We start from the raw sequence: 16,458 nt of genomic DNA, 5'->3' as shown, positions 1-16,458 counted from the left end.
CGCCTGTTCCCCGTTGCCCATTTCGAGGAGGTGCTCTTGATGTATCGTCGTTTTTTCCTGCATTCGCTTGTCGCTGCGTCCGTTTTGCTGCCCGCTATTGCCGTGGCGCAAGATAAAAAGACGCTGACGGTCTATACCTACGAAAGCTTCGTTTCCGAATGGGGTCCAGGTCCCAAGGTGAAGGCTGCTTTTGAAGAAACGTGCAACTGCACCGTCAATTTCGTGGGCGTTGCCGATGGTGTTGCGCTGTTGAACCGGCTGAAACTGGAAGGCCCCGGCTCCAAGGCGGATGTCGTCGTCGGCCTTGATACCAATCTCATCGCGGAAGCCAAGCAGACCGGTATTTTCGAGGTATCTGGTGTCGATCCGTCCGCAGCCAAGGTGCCGGGTGACTTCAAGGATGACGTCTTCGTGCCCTATGATTATGGCCACTTCGCCGTCGTCTACGACACGCAGACGCTGAAAANTCCACCGAAAAGCCTCAAGGAACTGGTCGAGGGCGATCCATCGCAGAAAATTGCGATCCAGGACCCGCGCACATCGACGCCGGGCCTCGGACTGTTGCTGTGGGTGAAATCCGTCTATGGCGACACGGCACCGGAAGCCTGGGCTAAACTCAAGAACCGCGTGCCGACCGTCACTCCCGGCTGGTCGGAATCCTACGGCCTGTTCACCAAGGGCGAAGTGCCGATGGTGCTATCCTACACCACGTCGCCTGCCTATCATATGGTTGCGGAAAAGACGGATCGCTATCAGGCGGCCAGTTTCGAGGAGGGTCATTATATCCAGATCGAAGTGGCCGGTATCTTGAAGAATGCGCCTGAAAAGGAACTGGCAAAGCAGTTTCTCGCTTTCATGCTGACCACAGGTTTNCAGGATGCCATTCCGGAAANCAACTGGATGATGCCGGTAGCCGCAACCTCTGCGCCGCTGCCGGACGCTTTCTCCAAGCTGGTCCAGCCTACGAAGACATTCCTGATGGACCCGGAAGTGGTGGCGAAAAACCGCAAGGCATGGATCGACGAATGGCTTACGGCCATGAGCGTGAAGTAATCATCCGCCATGATACAGCGTCGCGACAGTCGCAGGTTCATCTATAGCGGAGCGGTGGCATTTGCTGCGGTTCTGCTGTTCATGGGCCTTGCTGTTGCGGCCTTGCTGTCTTTCGATGCCGGGGCGTCATCGGCCGCATTGTTCGATACCTACACGTTGCGCATTCTAAGGTTTACGCTCTGGCAAGCATCCCTATCCACGATGATTTCCCTCGTTCTCGGGCTGCCGGTGGCGCTAGCTCTCGCCCGCCAGCGGGATTTTCCCGGCCGTATCTGGATCGTCAGGCTGATGGCGGTGCCGATGGGTCTGCCCGTTATCGTAGGCGCGCTCGGTATCATCGCAATATGGGGCAGGCAGGGCGTTCTCAACACTGCCCTGTTGACTTTGGGGGCAGACCAGCCCTTCAGCATCTATGGTCTTTCTGGCATCCTCATTGCCCATGTCTTTTNCAATCTTCCATTGGCCGTGCGCTTTTTTCTAGCGGGCCTCGAACGCGTGCCGGATGAATATTGGCGCATGAGTGCAAGCCTTGGTCTTGGACCCGTCTCAACTTTTCGCTTCATCGAATGGCCAGCAATTGCGAAACTCGTTCCGGGTATGGCGGGGCTTATCTTCATGCTGTGCGCGACGAGTTTTACCCTCGTTCTGCTGCTGGGCGGCGGACCGTCCGCAACGACAATCGAAGTGGCGATTTATCAGGCCCTGCGTTTCGATTTTGACCCGCCCCGCGCCATTGCGCTGTCGTTGATGCAGATCGGTATAACGGGCGTTCTGCTGGCTTTATTGGCACTTTTGCCCTCTGCTGATGCGGAGGTTCAGACGCATGGTCGCGCGGTGCGCCGGTTCGATGGAATGAATGTTTCAGCTCGGATATGGGATGGGACTATTATTCTCTTGGCGCTTCTGCTGGTCGGATTGCCTCTGGTTGCGATGGCATCATCNGGCCTTTCCGCGGATATAGTCCGGCTTTTAAGCGAGCGCTCGTTCTGGAAGGCGTTTGGAACGAGCATGACGGTAGCCGTCTTTTCGGCGTCGCTGGCGATTGTCGTATCCGTCGCCATTATCCGCGCGCGCCAGGCCATTGCAGTCCGCAGGGATGTGAGCTTTCCGTTGGCGGTTTTTTCAACGGTGTTGGGTTCCGGTTCATCTCTGGTGCTGCTGGTGCCGCCGGTGGTGCTGGGCAGTGGCTGGTTTTNGCTGCTGCGATCTTTTGGCGATGTTTCTTTATCTGCCCCGGTGCTGGTCGCTGTTATCAATATGCTGATGGCGCTGCCTTTCGTCATGCGCGTTCTGGAACCGGCATTCCTGACCCATCAGGCCCGAACCGGACGTCTTGCCGCAAGTCTCGGCATCTCCGGCTTCTCACGGTTTCGCCTTGTCGATTGGCCGGTTCTATGGGCGCCAATCGCGATGGCATTTNCCTTCGCCATGGCGCTTTCGCTTGGCGATCTCGGTGCAGTTGCGCTGTTCGGATCTGAAANTTTCGTCACATTGCCATGGCTGGTCTACAGCAATATGGGCAGCTACAGGACCAATGACGCGGCTGGTTATGCCTTCATTCTGGGTGTGATCTGCCTTGTTCTGGCGGCGGGCGGTGCATTGAAACCAACCACGGCAGTGAAGGCGGTCGCATGAGTGTTCCCGATTGCGGCGTCAGCTTCGATAACGTCTCGCTGAAACTTGGTCAGCAAANTTTKGCGTTGAAATGCGGGTTCGAGAGCGGCAAANTCACGGCTGTCGTTGGACCTTCCGGCTCTGGAAAATCAACGCTTCTCAACCTCGTTGCCGGTTTTGAGATGCCGGATGCCGGGAGGGTGCTGATCGGTAGGTGCGATATGGCGGGTCTCGATCCCTCCGAGAGGCCGGTATCGCTTATTTTTCAGGACAATAATCTTTTTTCGTATCTCGATATTTTCACCAATGTCGGGCTGGGTGTCAGCCCTTCGCTCAGACTTTCCGCTGATGACAAGATGGCAATCGGTGATGCGCTGGCGCGGGTCGGTCTTGGCGGTTTCGAAAGGCGTCTGCCTTCCACCCTGTCTGGCGGGGAGCGTCAAAGGGCGGCGCTTGCCAGAGCGCTGGTTCGCCAGCGGTCGGTCATGTTGTTGGACGAGCCTTTTGCAGCGCTTGATCCCGGCCTTCGTTCCGGCATGGCTACTCTGTTGAAAGAGTTGCATGATGAACTGAAAAATACGGTTCTTCTTGTGACGCATCACCNTGATGACATTCGCCGTCTCGCGCATAAAGTCGTATTCCTATCAAACGGTCACGTCGTTTATGAGGGTGAAGTCGAAGACTTCTTTGCGGCAACGCGTGTCGAAGAGATCAGAACCTTTCTTGCACTGTGAGACAGGTCGGGATGCCGGGTTGGGAAGGTCGCGTCACAATTTGGACGCGGTGGACTGTCAAGTCCTAGCGAAATCACACAGGCGATGCGCCATTTTNGCACTTGCGGATTTATAACAACTGCTTGAAAACTATAAGAACAATCCTCCAGCTGAAATATTGCTGCATGACGGATCGTTTTCGGTGTTCGCGCATTCACATGCCCCTAGGGNTGATAGGGTATTCTGGTCTGCAATTGACGGATGATCAGGAACGTTTGGAGCAGACAAGCAGAATGATGACGTGTGTGAAGGCTCCGCAGAGCCACACCTCCGGTCAGAACGTATGGCAGAGGGGCAAATCGGTGAAGCGTGTTCTGGCGCTGGTCACCGCTGGCCTTGTTTTGTCGTCGTGCCAGTCGCTGTTCAGCCCATCCTACCAATCAAGCCTGAAGCCCTCGGACAATCCACAAACCGTCGAGGAAGTCCAGAAGAACGACCCGCGCGCGCAGATGGGCGCCCGCGAGCATCCCCGCATCGTCGCTAGCTACGGCGGCGAATATCATGATGACAAGACCGAGCGTCTGGTGGCGCGGATCGCGGGGGCGTTGACGGCGGTTTCTGAAAATCCGCAGCAGTCCTATCGCATCACAATCCTCAATTCACCCGCCATCAATGCTTTTGCCTTGCCGGGCGGTTATCTCTATGTGACCCGTGGTCTGCTGGCGTTGGCCAATGACGCTTCTGAAGTGGCGGCGGTTCTGTCGCATGAAATGGGTCACGTCACCGCCAATCACGGTATCGAGCGGCAGCGGCGTGAAGAGGCAGAAGTCATTGCCAGCCGTGTCGTTGCAGAAGTGCTATCAAGCGATCTGGCTGGAAANCAGGCTTTGGCGCGCGGCAAACTGCGCCTGGCTGCGTTTTCTCGTCAACAGGAATTGCAGGCCGATGTCATCGGTGTGCGCATGCTTGGCGAAGCGGGATATGACCCTTATGCATCGCCGCGCTTTCTCGATTCCATGGCGGCCTATGCGCGATTCACATCTGCCGATCCTGACAGCGACCAGAGCCTCGACTTCCTGTCCAGCCACCCTAATACGCCGCAGCGCATCGAACTTGCCAAGCGTCATGCTCGTGCCTTCGGTCAGGAAGGGCAGGTAGGAGACAAGGGGCGCGACTGGTTCCTCAATGGTATTGATGGCCTGCTTTACGGTGACAGCCCGCAGGAAGGCTATGTGAGAGGCAATACGTTTCTGCACGGCACTCTGGGCATTCGTTTCGACGTACCTGAGGGTTTCCAGATCGACAATAAGGTGGAAGCTGTTCTGGCGACCGGTCCTGGCGAAATGGCAATCCGTTTCGATGGCGTAGCCGACCCCAAGCAAACCAGCCTTGCGAATTATCTCACCAGTGGCTGGGTTGCGGGTCTGGTGCCTGAGACCGTGCGCGAGACCGAGATCAATGGGCTGCCGGCCGCGACCGCGCGCGCAACAGCCGATAAATGGGATTTNGACGTTACGGTCATCCGTGTCGGCCAGCAGATATTTCGGTTTCTTACAGCAGTTCCGAAAGGAAGCGCGCAGCTTGATAGCGTCGCCAATGTGCTACGCACCAGCTTCCGCAAGATGACCCCGCAGGAAATCTCAGCGCTCAAGCCGCTCCGCGTCCGTGTCGTTACGACAAAGCCGGACGATACGGTTGCCTCTCTTGCCGCGCGTATGATGGGAACGGATCGCAAGCTTGAGCTTTTCCGCGTTATCAACGCCATGAGCGCCACCGCGACGATCCAGCCGGGTCAGCGCGTCAAAATCATCTCTGAATAAAAAACGACCCTCGAAGTGCCCNAAGGTGTTGATCTTCAACATCTTGAGGCAGTTCGAGGGTCGGCTTTATCGTTTTGTCAGAAAGAAAAAGCTTACGCGGCTTCTTCTTCCTGCGCTTCGTCTTCTTCAACGGTCTTGCCGCGCTTTGGTCCCTTGTTGAGATTGATCTCAACGAGGCGAACGGCTTCGGTTTCCGACATCTTGTTTACGGCGGCGATTTCGCGAGCCATGCGGTCAAGAGCAGCTTCGTAAAGCTGACGCTCGGAATAGGACTGCTCTGGCTGGTTTTCGGCGCGATAGAGATCGCGAACGACCTCAGCAATCGCGATCAGGTCGCCGGAGTTGATCTTCGCATCATATTCCTGTGCGCGACGCGACCACATGGTCCGCTTGACGCGCGCCTTGCCCTGAACAACTTTCAGTGCACGCTCGACGAAATCTCCTTCGGAAAGCTTACGCATACCGATGGTGACAGCCTTTGCCACAGGAACCTTGAGGCGCATCTTGTCTTTTNCGAAATCGATGACGAACAGTTCGAGCTTCATGCCCGCGACTTCCTGCTCTTCAATGGACGAAATGGTACCGACACCATGAGCGGGATAAACGATCGCTTCGCCGATCTTGAAGCCGTGACGCGCTGGGGATTTCTTCTGCTGGATAGTCATTCGTTCTAAAAACTCCCTGTTACATGCACCCGGGGGNCCGGGGTCGGGTCGGTAAGGCCCGGAAGAGACGGGGGAAACCGTCAGGTGACTTCGTACTGGTACAGACGTGCGCTCAAAAATAAATCACCTCGCAACCGGAAGGTTGACAACACAAACGAATGATATGTCACGGAAACCGCGTGCAAGTGATGAGTTGCTTTCGTGGTGGTTTNGGGCACGCAAATGCCACGCTGTGGATCAGTTTTATCTGTCTACCACAAAAATACGTGGAAATCAATAATTTGCTTCAACCGTGACTTAGGCGTCACAATAGGACCGACTTACCGTTAACAGAAAATGGGCAATTGATACTTTTGAACGCAGCCTGCGTTCCAATAGGTTGTCTTTCAATCGAATAAAATTTTGATGAAGCATCTAAAGCAACGATTGCCACTTAAACTATTCACAATTCCACGCCAATATCCGATTCGAATTTGAAGGAAAAGGCCGAGATTTTTCGATTTTCTTTCATAACCCCTCATCCTTCGGGAGGAAAANGGCAAANTGGGCTACCGGAACAATCCAAAACGCGACAAACAACTCGAAAAATCCAGAAANTTGGCGGAAGCATCCGGAAAGCCATTCATTGACCCCTCCGCAATCTTCGGTCGTGCAAGCATTGACGATATTCAATATTATTCTCCGGAAATGCTGGCATGTGCCGCGCAACATGTCGCACAAGAACTTTCCCACTGGAAAAANGATGCGCCTTATATTGGAGTTTCCCAAGTAGATGGCGTCCAGCCGCGGGATGTCGCAGTTTCTGTTCTGACCGTCATCGCCCCCAACATGCCGTTTCTGTACGATTCCGTCATGGCGGAAGTGACGAGCAGCTATCGCAGTCTTTTTGTTGCCGTTCACCCCATCCTGGTTGCCGATGACAATGCCGTTGGTGGATACCGACTGTCCGATCCTGAAACGGATGCACCAAAAGACAATATCAGTGTTATCCAGATTCATATCGCACCGGTAACGGAGCAGGGCGCTGAAGCGCTCCAGGAAAAGCTCCGCTTCGTTTTGTCGCAGGTTCAGTCCGCCTATAGCGATTGGAAGCCTATGCTCGCCAAGCTCGATGAAGCTCTGGGCGAGTTGAAGGAGCGTGGTTCGGCCCGCCGCAAATCCGAACGCAGCGAGGCGGCCGCTTTTCTGGAATGGTTGCGCAACGATAATTTCACCTTCCTCGGCATGCGCGATTACAGCTATTCGGGCAAGGGCAAGAATGCCAGGGTCGAACGTGGGGAGGGCAGTGGTCTCGGTACTCTCACGGATCCGAATGTCCGGGTTTTGCGCCTGGGCAAGGATGCGGTGACGACGACGCCTGAGATTTTGGCGTTCCTCGACGGTCCAGATTTTCTCATCGTGACCAAGGCCAATGTGAAATCCATCGTCCATCGCCGCGCTTACATGGATTACATCGGCATCAAGCGTTTCGATGCGAATGGCAATGTGATCGGCGAATTGCGTATCGTCGGCCTGTTCACCGCCACGGCCTATACGCATTCCGTCAGGCATATTCCGCTGTTGCGCGCCAAAGTCACTGAGGTCGAGCATCATTTCGGCTTCGATCCCAACAGCCACTCCGGGCGCATCTTGCACAATACGTTGGAGTCCTACCCGCGTGACGATCTTTNCCAGATCGACGCCGATCTTCTTATCCGCTTCATCGAGCAGATCATGGAACTGAGCGACCGGCCACGTGTGCGTGTTCTGCCGCGTATCGACCGGTTCGATCGCTTTGTTNCGGTGATTATTTTCGTGCCGCGTGAAGAGTATAATTCCTATGTGCGCGAGAAGATTGGCGATTATCTGGCCCGTGTCTATGACGGACACATCTCGGCCTATTATCCGGCTTTCCCGGAAGGTTCGGTTGCCCGTGTTCACTTCATCGTTGGTCGTACCAACGACAAGACACCGCGTATCGCACAGGACAAGCTCGAAGATGCTGTCGGCGATATCGCTGCGCGCTGGATAGACCATTTCGTGGCGCTTTCTCCGTCTGGCACACCTGTGCTGGATGTTGATCAGGCCTATCAAGAAGCCTTTACGCCTGAGGAAGCCATTGGCGATATGGCCGACATCGCGGCGACCGCCAGCGGTGAACCGGTTCGTATCGAATTTTATCGCCGTGACGATCAAGCCAGTGACGTGCTGTCACTAAAGATCTTCCACCGCGACGGTCATTTGCCGCTGTCTCGCCGCGTGCCGTTGCTGGAAAATCTCGGTTTCAGCGTTATCAGCGAACGGACCTTCGATATTGGTGTGGTGTCCGGTGACGAAACCGCCACCATTGTTCTGCATGATATGGAGCTGAAGGTTCAGCAGGAGGAGCCGCTCGATCTTGCAACTTACGGCCCGCGTCTTGAAGAGGCGTTTCTTGCGGTGTTCNATGGCACCGTAGACAACGACAATTTCAACCGGCTGATCCTCGCTGCTGGCCTCAGCGTTCGTGAAATTTCCGTTTTGCGTGCCTATGCACGCTACTTGCGCCAGACCGGCATCGTCTATTCACAAGAGCATATTTCCGAAACCCTGTTCAAATACCCGGCGATCGCGGCCAGTATTTTCCAGCTGTTCGCCCATGGCTTTGATCCGAAGATCGGGGAGAAACCGCGCCTTCGCAAACTGTCCGATCTCCACAAATCAATCGAGGCGGCACTATCTGGCGTTCCCAATCTGGATGAGGATCGCACCCTGCGCCGGTACGTCAACGCCGTGGATTCCACACTGCGCACCAACTATTTCCAGCGCAGCGAAGATGGATTGCCGAAAGCGATGCTGGCTTTCAAGTTCGATCCGAAACTTCTGGATGGTTTACCAGACCCGCGTCCGTTCCGCGAAATTTTCGTTTATGGAACGGAAGTCGAAGGTGTTCACCTGCGGTTCGGGAAGGTCGCGCGTGGTGGGCTTCGCTGGTCGGATCGCGGGCAGGATTACCGCACTGAAGTGCTGGGGCTGGTCAAAGCCCAGCAGGTTAAGAATGCCGTTATCGTCCCTGTTGGCGCCAAGGGGGGCTTTTTCCCCAAAACGCTGCCNGCCGGCGGCAGCCGTGACGAAATATTCAATGCTGGTAAGGATGCCTACAAANCCTATATCCGCACGTTGCTGTCGATCACAGACAATATCGTCGGCGATGATATCGTTGCACCCGCCGATACATTGAGGCTGGACGGGGACGATCCCTACTTCGTCGTCGCAGCCGACAAGGGTACGGCGACTTTCTCTGACACCGCAAACGGACTGGCCCGTGAGGCGGGGTTCTGGCTGGATGACGCTTTTGCGTCTGGTGGTTCTGCGGGCTATGATCACAAGAAGATGGGTATTACCGCACGCGGCGCGTGGGAAACCGTCAAGCGGCATTTCCGTGAGATGGATACCGACATTCAGACGACGCCGTTCAAGGTTGTCGGCGTTGGTGACATGTCTGGCGACGTGTTCGGAAATGGCATGCTGCTGTCCGAAAAGATCGAGCTGATAGCGGCTTTCGACCACCGCGACATCTTCATCGATCCGACGCCGGATACCGCCATCTCCTTTGCCGAGCGCCAGCGCCTGTTCGACCTGCCGCGCTCCAGTTGGCAGGATTACGATCGGTCGACGCTATCCAAGGGGGCGATGATTATCTCCCGGTCGGAGAAATCGGTTACGCTCACGCCGGAAGCCGTTGCAGCCATCGGTATCGACAAGGCGGTGGCGACGCCGTTCGAAATCATGACGGCGATCTTGAAATCCTCCGCCGATCTTCTGTGGTTCGGCGGCATCGGCACCTATGTCAAAGCTGCGGTGGAAACCAATGCCGAGGTGGGGGACCGCGCCAACGATCCAATCCGCATCAATGCGACCGAAGTTCGTGCAAAAGTGATTGGCGAAGGGGCCAATCTCGGTATCACCCAGAAGGCGCGTATCGCCTACGCCCTGTCCGGCGGACGATGCAACTCCGACGCCATCGACAATTCGGCTGGTGTCAACTCGTCNGACGTCGAGGTCAATATCAAGATCGCGTTGGCATCGCCGGTCAATGATGGTCGCCTGACATTACCCAAGCGCAACCAGCTTTTGTCGTCCATGACGACGGAGGTGGCGCACTTGGTGCTGCGTAACAATTATCTGCAATCCCTGGCTATATCGCTCGCCGAGCGTCGCGGCACGGAAAACCGCGAAGAGCTTGGCCGGCTGATGGGCGCGATGGAAGCTGCCGGGCAGTTGAACCGCAGGGTAGAAACCTTACCGAATGATGTGGAATTCGGTGAGCGCTATGCCGCTGGAAAGCCGCTGACACGGCCTGAAATCGGCGTTCTCCTGTCCTACGCGAAACTCACACTGTTCGACGCGCTGGTGGCGAGCCCGCTGCCCGACGAGCCCTATCTCCAGCATCTTTNGACAGATTATTTCCCGAGCAAGATGCAGAAGACCTATGCGGCTGACATCACAAACCATCGTCTGCACCGCGAAATCGTTGCGACCTCGCTTGCCAATCAGGTCGTCAATCGAGGTGGTCCAGGCTTTGTCCAGAAACTGGTGGATGCCAGTGGTTTGTTGGCCCCGGCAGTGGTCAGGGGCGCGATGATCGTGGAGGACGGCTTTGGTCTGAAGCGTCTGTGGAACGAGGTCGACAAGCTGGATGGTCAGATTTCCGGAGATGTGCAGAACGGTCTCTACGCCACAATCAATCACATTTTTACCGATGCGACGCGGCTTTATCTACAGACAACCGGTGCGGCGTCCGCATCGATGGTGGATGAAATCGAACGGCTGACAACGGCCATCAAGACGCTTTCGCCGGGAGCTGCCCGTTATCAGGAAGAGATCGGGTTCACCGAAATCGATGGTGTGGCACCTTCTCTGATACGGGAACTGGAGACTCTTTCACTTCTGATCTACGTGCCGGAAATCATGCTGATCGCGGAACAGGCGAAAACCACGCTTGCGCGTGCTGCGGAAAGTTATGCGGCGGTTTCTGTCACCTTCCGTGTTGCGAAATTGCTGGATGCGGGCCGACGCGTTACGACCGCCGATCATTACGAGAGCCTTGCTTTGCTGCGCAGCCAGGACCAGATTTCGTCGTCACGGCGCAGGCTCGTCATTCTGGCGCTGACGGAGCATGCGAAGGAAAAGAACCCGGTGCAAGCCTGGTACGCAGCCGATCGTGTGAGGGTTAACCGCATTGTTTCAGAGCTGGCAGGACTGAGCGACACGGGCGAAACCAACCTAGCGCGTCTGACTGTTGCCGCTGGATTGCTTTCCGATATAGTTCAGTCCCGAAACCTTTGATCGAATAATGAGGCATTGCCCGACATAGCCGGGCAATGTCCACGCGGATTGCCAAGACCGGCCGAAAGGGTCTCCGATGACCTCATCTACCCCNGCGACCGGAGAAACCGTCACCAGACGCGGTATCTGGGGCTGGATGCTGTTCGACTGGGCAGCCCAGCCCTTTTTNACTGTCGTTACCACTTNCATTTTTGGTCCTTATTTCGTTGCACGCCTGACGGCAGACCCGATTGCCGCACAGACCACATGGAGCAACATGGCGACGATCTCATCGATCATCATTGCCATTTTCTCTCCGATCCTCGGTTCCATCGCCGATCAATCCGGTTCCAGAAANCCATGGATCGCGTTTTTCGCGACACTGAAGATCGCAAGCCTCGCCATGTTGTGGTTTGCAGCACCCGGTTCCGCCATTCTCTGGCCCGTGACTTTCATGATCCTGGCTTCGATTGCGGCAGAATTCTCCATCGTCTTCAATGATTCGATGATGCCGCGACTGACCACACCGGAAAATGTCGGGCGCATCTCCAATACCGCCTGGGGTCTCGGCTATCTGGGCGGTATGGTGGTTCTGATCTTCGTTGTGTTGTTTCTGGCCGCTGCTCCCGACAAGGGTGTAACGATCCTCGGAATACCGCCTCTGTTCGGGCTCGATACCGCAGCAGGCGAAGATGCGCGCATAACCGGTCCGATTTCGGCACTGTGGTATTTCGTTTTCATCTTGCCGATGTTCTTCTTCACACCTGACGTCAAAAAAGGACTGCCGTTCGGCAAGGCAGTTCATTCCGGCCTGTCGGAACTGAAGACAACACTGAGAGAACTCAGGCATCGCCCCGCCATCACCCGATTTCTGATTGCCCGCATGCTGTATCAGGATGGTGTGAATGGTGTTCTGATCCTTGGCGGGACTTTCGCAGCCGGCATGTTTGGTTGGGGTACGATGGAAATCGGCATCTACGGCATCATCTTGAATATTGTCGCCATCGGCGGCTGCATTGCCGCGGGCTATGTGGATCAACGTCTGGGNTCGCGGTCGACGGTGCTGATCAGCCTGACCCTGCTGCTGCTAGCGACCATCGGCATTGTTTCCACACAAACCGATTCAACCTTGTTTGGCCTTGTTCAACTGCAAGCCTCTGAGGGTACCGGACTGTTTTCCACATCGGCGGAAAAGGCCTATCTGCTGTACGGAATCTTGATCGGACTTGCCTTCGGTCCGGTGCAGGCTTCATCACGCTCCTACCTGTCCCGCAACATCACCGTTGCGGAAGCAGGCAGATATTTCGGCATTTACGCCTTGTCTGGCCGCGCCACCAGCTTCATGGCCACGCTATCTTTTNCAATAGCAACTTACGCCACTGGCTCAGCGCATGTGGGCATGGCCATGCTGACGATCTTTCTCGGCGCGGGCTTTCTGCTGTTGCTGCGCGTTCCCGAAGGTGTGCGCCCGCCTCAGAGCTGATCGAGCTTGGTCTGAAGCGTACGCAATTGCGCCCTCAGGTCGTCAAGTTCGGAAGCGTCTGGCTTTTTTGTCTCTTTCGGCGCAGGCGACACCGGAAAGGGTGTGAACACCTGCATAGCTTGGCGAAAAAGCTCCGTATTCCGCTTGACCTGCTCTTCCATGAAACCGAATGGTGAGGAAAAATTCTTCGTTTCCGACGTGTCGCCGAAGGCTTTGCCCATATGCTCCTGCATCTGGCTATGCTGCTCGGAGAAGGTCTTCATGGAGTGCTCGAGAAAGGTCGGCACGACCATTTGCATGTGGTCGCCGTAATAGGAAATCAGCTGTCTCAAGAATGCCGTCGGCATCAATGTATTGCCGGTCTTGCCTTCCTGTTCCATGATGATCTGCGTCAGGACCGCATGTGTGATGTCTTCGGATGTCTTGGCATCCTGAACCTTGAACTCTTCGCCGCGCTTGACCATCTTCGCAAGGTCTTCCAGCGTCACATATGTGCTGGTGCCGGTGTTATACAGCCGCCGGTTGGCATATTTCTTGATGATAGTTTCGCCACTGTGCTTTGCCATGCTCGCCTCCTCGCGATGATGGTATTTTCTTTTTATCAGGTGTTTTTGCTCTTCCCGTCTTTAAGTTTATGCTCAACTGAAGCGACATGACAAATGTTTTGTGCATTGCAACAGTCTTTTTTNGCGCAGCATTCTGCTGTCAGAACGCCTGCAAACTGTAAGGTGGGAGATTGTTTGACTCGCGCTTTAAGCTTTGACACTCTCGCGCCCGTGAAATGGGAGATTAATAAATGACTTCGTCTTCAATCGTCATTGTTAGCGCGGCGCGCACGGCGGTGGGCTCTTTCAACGGCGGCTTTGCCAATACCCCCGCCCACGAACTGGGAGCGGCAGTGATCAAGGCCGTTTTGGAGCGCGCAGGCGTTGCTGCCGATGACATCGATGAGGTTATTCTCGGTCAGGTTCTCACCGCAGGCGAAGGCCAAAATCCAGCCCGTCAGGCCGCGATGAAGGCGGGCGTTCCGCAGGAAGCGACTGCGTTTGGCATCAATCAGCTTTGCGGTTCAGGCTTGCGTGCGGTGGCGCTCGGTATGCAGCAAATCGTGACCGGCGATGCTTCGATCATTGTTGCTGGCGGCCAGGAATCCATGTCGATGGCGCCGCACTGCGCTCATTTGCGCGGTGGCGTTAAGATGGGTGATTTCAAGATGGTGGACACCATGCTGAAGGACGGTTTGACCGATGCCTTTTACGGATATCACATGGGCATCACCGCCGAAAATATCGCTGAAAAATGGCAGCTGTCGCGTGATGAACAGGACCAGTTTGCCGTAACCTCCCAAAACCGCGCCGAGGCAGCGCAAAGCGCAGGTCGCTTTGTCGATGAAATCGTTCCCTTTATCATCAACGGACGCAAGGGCGATGTCACCGTCGATGCCGATGAATATATCCGCGCCGGTGCCTCGCTCGATACCATGTCGAAGCTGCGCCCCGCCTTCGACAAGGACGGCACGGTCACTGCGGGCAACGCATCTGGTCTCAACGACGGCGCGGCGGCCGTGCTGTTGATGACCGAAGCCGAGGCTGCAAAACGGGGACTTCAGCCTCTGGGACGTATCGCATCCTGGGCGACGGCAGGTGTCGATCCGCAGATCATGGGAACAGGCCCCATTCCCGCTTCGCGCAAGGCGCTGGCCAAAGCGGGCTGGTCCGTTTCCGACCTCGATCTCGTTGAGGCGAACGAGGCCTTTGCGGCCCAATCCTATGCAGTCGTGCGAGAACTGGAGCTCAATCCTGAAATCGTCAACGTCAACGGTGGCGCCATTGCCATTGGCCATCCCATCGGTGCATCGGGTGCGCGTGTTCTCAACACGCTGCTGTTTGAAATGAAGCGCCGCAGCGCCAAAAAGGGATTGGTGACATTGTGCATCGGCGGCGGCATGGGGGTAGCCATGTGTATCGAAGGCCTCTAAACGCGAGGGCTGATCATTGAAATGCCACTTTGAGACATCTAAAGGCTGACGAAGTTGAACACAGGAGGCCTTGAGATGAGCCGGGTTGCGTTGATAACGGGCGGTACGAGCGGTATTGGTGCGGCCATTGCCAAGGTATTTCACGCCGGAGGCTATAGGGTCGCGGTCAATTACGCTTTCACGGAAGATCGCGCAGAGCAGTTTCGCCGCGAAACCGGCATCCCGGCCTATTGCTGGGACATCCGGGATTATGATGCCTGCGTGAAGGGTATCGCGCAGGTCGAAAGTGATCTCGGTCCGATTGAAATTCTGGTCAACAATGCCGGGATTACCCGTGATGCGATGTTTCATAAAATGTCGCCGCAGCAGTGGCGTGAGGTGATCGATACCAATCTCACCGGTGTCTTCAACATGACGCATCCGATATGGCCCGGCATGCGTGAGCGTGGCTTTGGGCGTATCGTCAACATCTCCTCGATCAACGGCCAGAAGGGCCAGGCGGGCCAGGTCAACTACTCGGCTGCCAAGGCAGGCGACATTGGGTTTACCAAGGCGCTAGCGCAGGAAGGTGCTTCCCGAAACATCACCGTCAACGCAATTTGCCCCGGCTATATAGGGACGGAGATGGTGCGAGCCGTGCCTGAAAACGTGCTGAATGAGCGCATATTGCCGCAAATCCCTGTCGGAAGGCTGGGCGAACCGGACGAGATTGCGCGCTGTGCGCTGTTTCTCGCTGCCGATAATGCTGGCTTCATCACCGGTTCAACCTTGACCGCAAATGGCGGACAGTATTTTGCGTAACGCTATAAATCAGTAAACTTTCCGTGATCTCGTATATGGATTTCGCTACGTTGACAAAAACTTGAATGGATAAAAACGTCTGCAAGCAGATGCTAACCAAATGATATCACGACAGTTTTNGTTAAGTTTAGAACGAGTCTAATACTTGTTCAGTACATGCTGCTCATCTTTTTCTTGACACTCACTATCCTGTTTTGGTTTAAGAATGAAAACAACGTGTTGCGCCACACAGGCAATGAACCATGCTCGTCTGCAGCTGTAATTACATCACCGATAACGACATCCGCGATGTCATCAACGAGATGCTTGATGACGACTGTTGGCAGCTTATCGTGCCGTCCAAGGTTTACCACGCAATGGCCAAACGCGGTCGTTGTTGTGGTTGTTTCCCGACCGTTGTCGAGCTGATTATCAAGACAACAGAAGAATATCATGCCCGTCGGCACTCGACGGAGGCCGATGTTTTTGATTTTATGTCCCGCCTGAGACAATTGCATGAAGACAACAGGAGAGCGGACATTGAAAGGCGACACAAGAGTCATCGAGCAGCTTAACGAGGCATTGTTCCTCGAACTCGGTGCGGTCAACCAGTACTGGCTGCATTACCGACTGCTGAACGACTGGGGCTACACAAAGCTCGCCAAAAANGAGCGTGCCGAATCCATCGAAGAGATGCAGCACGCCGACAAGATTATCGACCGTATCATCTTCCTCGAAGGTCATCCTAACCTCCAGACCGTTGCGCCCCTGCGCATTGGTCAGAACGTCAAGGAAGTGCTGGAAGCGGATCTTGCAGGCGAATATGACGCACGTGCGGCTTACAAGAAGTCCCGCGATATCTGTCATGACGCCGGCGACTATGTTTCGATGAAGCTGTTTGAAACGCTGATGATCGACGAAGAAGGTCACATCGACTTTCTTGAAACACAGCTCGATCTTCTCAACAAGATTGGCGAAGCCAAATACGGTCAGCTCAATGCTGACTCTGCGGATGCCGCTGAGTCTGAGTGAGCTACTCGTTGTAGAATTGAAAANGGCGGCACTC

12 protein-coding genes are annotated in these 16,458 nt (G+C 55.3%); 9 read left to right on the top strand and 3 right to left on the bottom strand.

Features of this window, described 5'->3' with window-relative positions; translation table 11 throughout:
* Nucleotides 1–39: 39 nt before the first annotated feature.
* From thiB to CUC55_RS11120, 4 genes are all read left to right on the top strand, one after another.
* Complete coding sequence (gene thiB / locus CUC55_RS11135; protein ID WP_103087872.1) at nt 40–1,053, top strand: thiamine ABC transporter substrate binding subunit; 1,014 nt, start codon at nt 40–42, stop codon at nt 1,051–1,053.
* 9 nt (nt 1,054–1,062) lie between these two features.
* Nucleotides 1,063–2,688, top strand: a complete 1,626-nt coding sequence (gene thiP, locus CUC55_RS11130; protein WP_103087871.1) for a thiamine/thiamine pyrophosphate ABC transporter permease ThiP — start codon at nt 1,063–1,065, stop codon at nt 2,686–2,688.
* Complete coding sequence (locus CUC55_RS11125; RefSeq protein WP_103087870.1) at nt 2,685–3,401, top strand: thiamine ABC transporter ATP-binding protein; 717 nt, start codon at nt 2,685–2,687, stop codon at nt 3,399–3,401. The genes thiP and CUC55_RS11125 overlap by 4 nt, the downstream gene beginning before the upstream one ends.
* 275 nt (nt 3,402–3,676) lie before the next feature.
* A complete protein-coding gene (locus CUC55_RS11120) occupies nt 3,677–5,200 on the top strand; it encodes a M48 family metalloprotease (protein ID WP_425352821.1) in 1,524 nt (507 codons plus the stop codon).
* Between the two features lie 92 nt (nt 5,201–5,292).
* On the opposite strand, the gene CUC55_RS11115 is transcribed toward CUC55_RS11120, so the two are convergent.
* Nucleotides 5,293–5,865: a CarD family transcriptional regulator gene (locus CUC55_RS11115; protein WP_103087869.1), complete on the bottom strand. Its 573-nt coding sequence runs from the start codon at nt 5,863–5,865 to the stop codon at nt 5,293–5,295.
* A gap of 543 nt (nt 5,866–6,408) precedes the next feature.
* Here CUC55_RS11115 and CUC55_RS11110 point away from each other — a divergent pair.
* Nucleotides 6,409–11,172, top strand: a complete 4,764-nt coding sequence (locus tag CUC55_RS11110; RefSeq protein ID WP_210200677.1) for an NAD-glutamate dehydrogenase — start codon at nt 6,409–6,411, stop codon at nt 11,170–11,172.
* Nucleotides 11,173–11,248: 76 nt separating this feature from the next.
* Entirely contained in the window at nt 11,249–12,634 is a 1,386-nt protein-coding gene (locus CUC55_RS11105) for an MFS transporter (protein ID WP_103087868.1), read from the top strand.
* On the opposite strand, the gene phaR is transcribed toward CUC55_RS11105, so the two are convergent.
* Nucleotides 12,625–13,200 carry a polyhydroxyalkanoate synthesis repressor PhaR gene (gene phaR / locus CUC55_RS11100; RefSeq protein ID WP_067645850.1) on the bottom strand — a complete coding sequence of 192 codons (576 nt, stop codon included), beginning with the start codon at nt 13,198–13,200 and terminating at the stop codon, nt 12,625–12,627. The two genes, CUC55_RS11105 and phaR, sit on opposite strands and share 10 nt — an antisense overlap.
* 230 nt (nt 13,201–13,430) lie before the next feature.
* Between phaR and CUC55_RS11095 the strand changes: the two genes are divergently transcribed.
* Together CUC55_RS11095 and phbB are read left to right on the top strand one after the other, a co-directional pair.
* A complete protein-coding gene (locus tag CUC55_RS11095) occupies nt 13,431–14,612 on the top strand; it encodes an acetyl-CoA C-acetyltransferase (protein ID WP_067645848.1) in 1,182 nt (393 codons plus the stop codon).
* A gap of 75 nt (nt 14,613–14,687) precedes the next feature.
* Nucleotides 14,688–15,413, top strand: a complete 726-nt coding sequence (phbB, locus tag CUC55_RS11090) for an acetoacetyl-CoA reductase (RefSeq protein WP_067645847.1) — start codon at nt 14,688–14,690, stop codon at nt 15,411–15,413.
* Between the two features lie 149 nt (nt 15,414–15,562).
* Here phbB and CUC55_RS22980 read toward each other — a convergent pair whose 3' ends face one another.
* Nucleotides 15,563–15,910 (bottom strand): hypothetical protein, encoded by a 348-nt coding sequence (locus CUC55_RS22980; protein ID WP_173645924.1) that lies wholly within the window; start codon nt 15,908–15,910, stop codon nt 15,563–15,565.
* Between the two features lie 22 nt (nt 15,911–15,932).
* Here CUC55_RS22980 and bfr point away from each other — a divergent pair, with 22 nt between their 5' ends.
* Nucleotides 15,933–16,424 (top strand): bacterioferritin, encoded by a 492-nt coding sequence (bfr, locus tag CUC55_RS11080; RefSeq protein ID WP_157940947.1) that lies wholly within the window; start codon nt 15,933–15,935, stop codon nt 16,422–16,424.
* The last annotated feature ends 34 nt before the right edge of the window (nt 16,425–16,458 follow it).

This window comes from Agrobacterium bohemicum (genome assembly GCF_002896715.1).
Classification (GTDB): Bacteria; Pseudomonadota; Alphaproteobacteria; order Rhizobiales; family Rhizobiaceae; genus Agrobacterium; species Agrobacterium bohemicum.
This window is presented reverse-complemented; position numbering and strand designations above follow the sequence as displayed.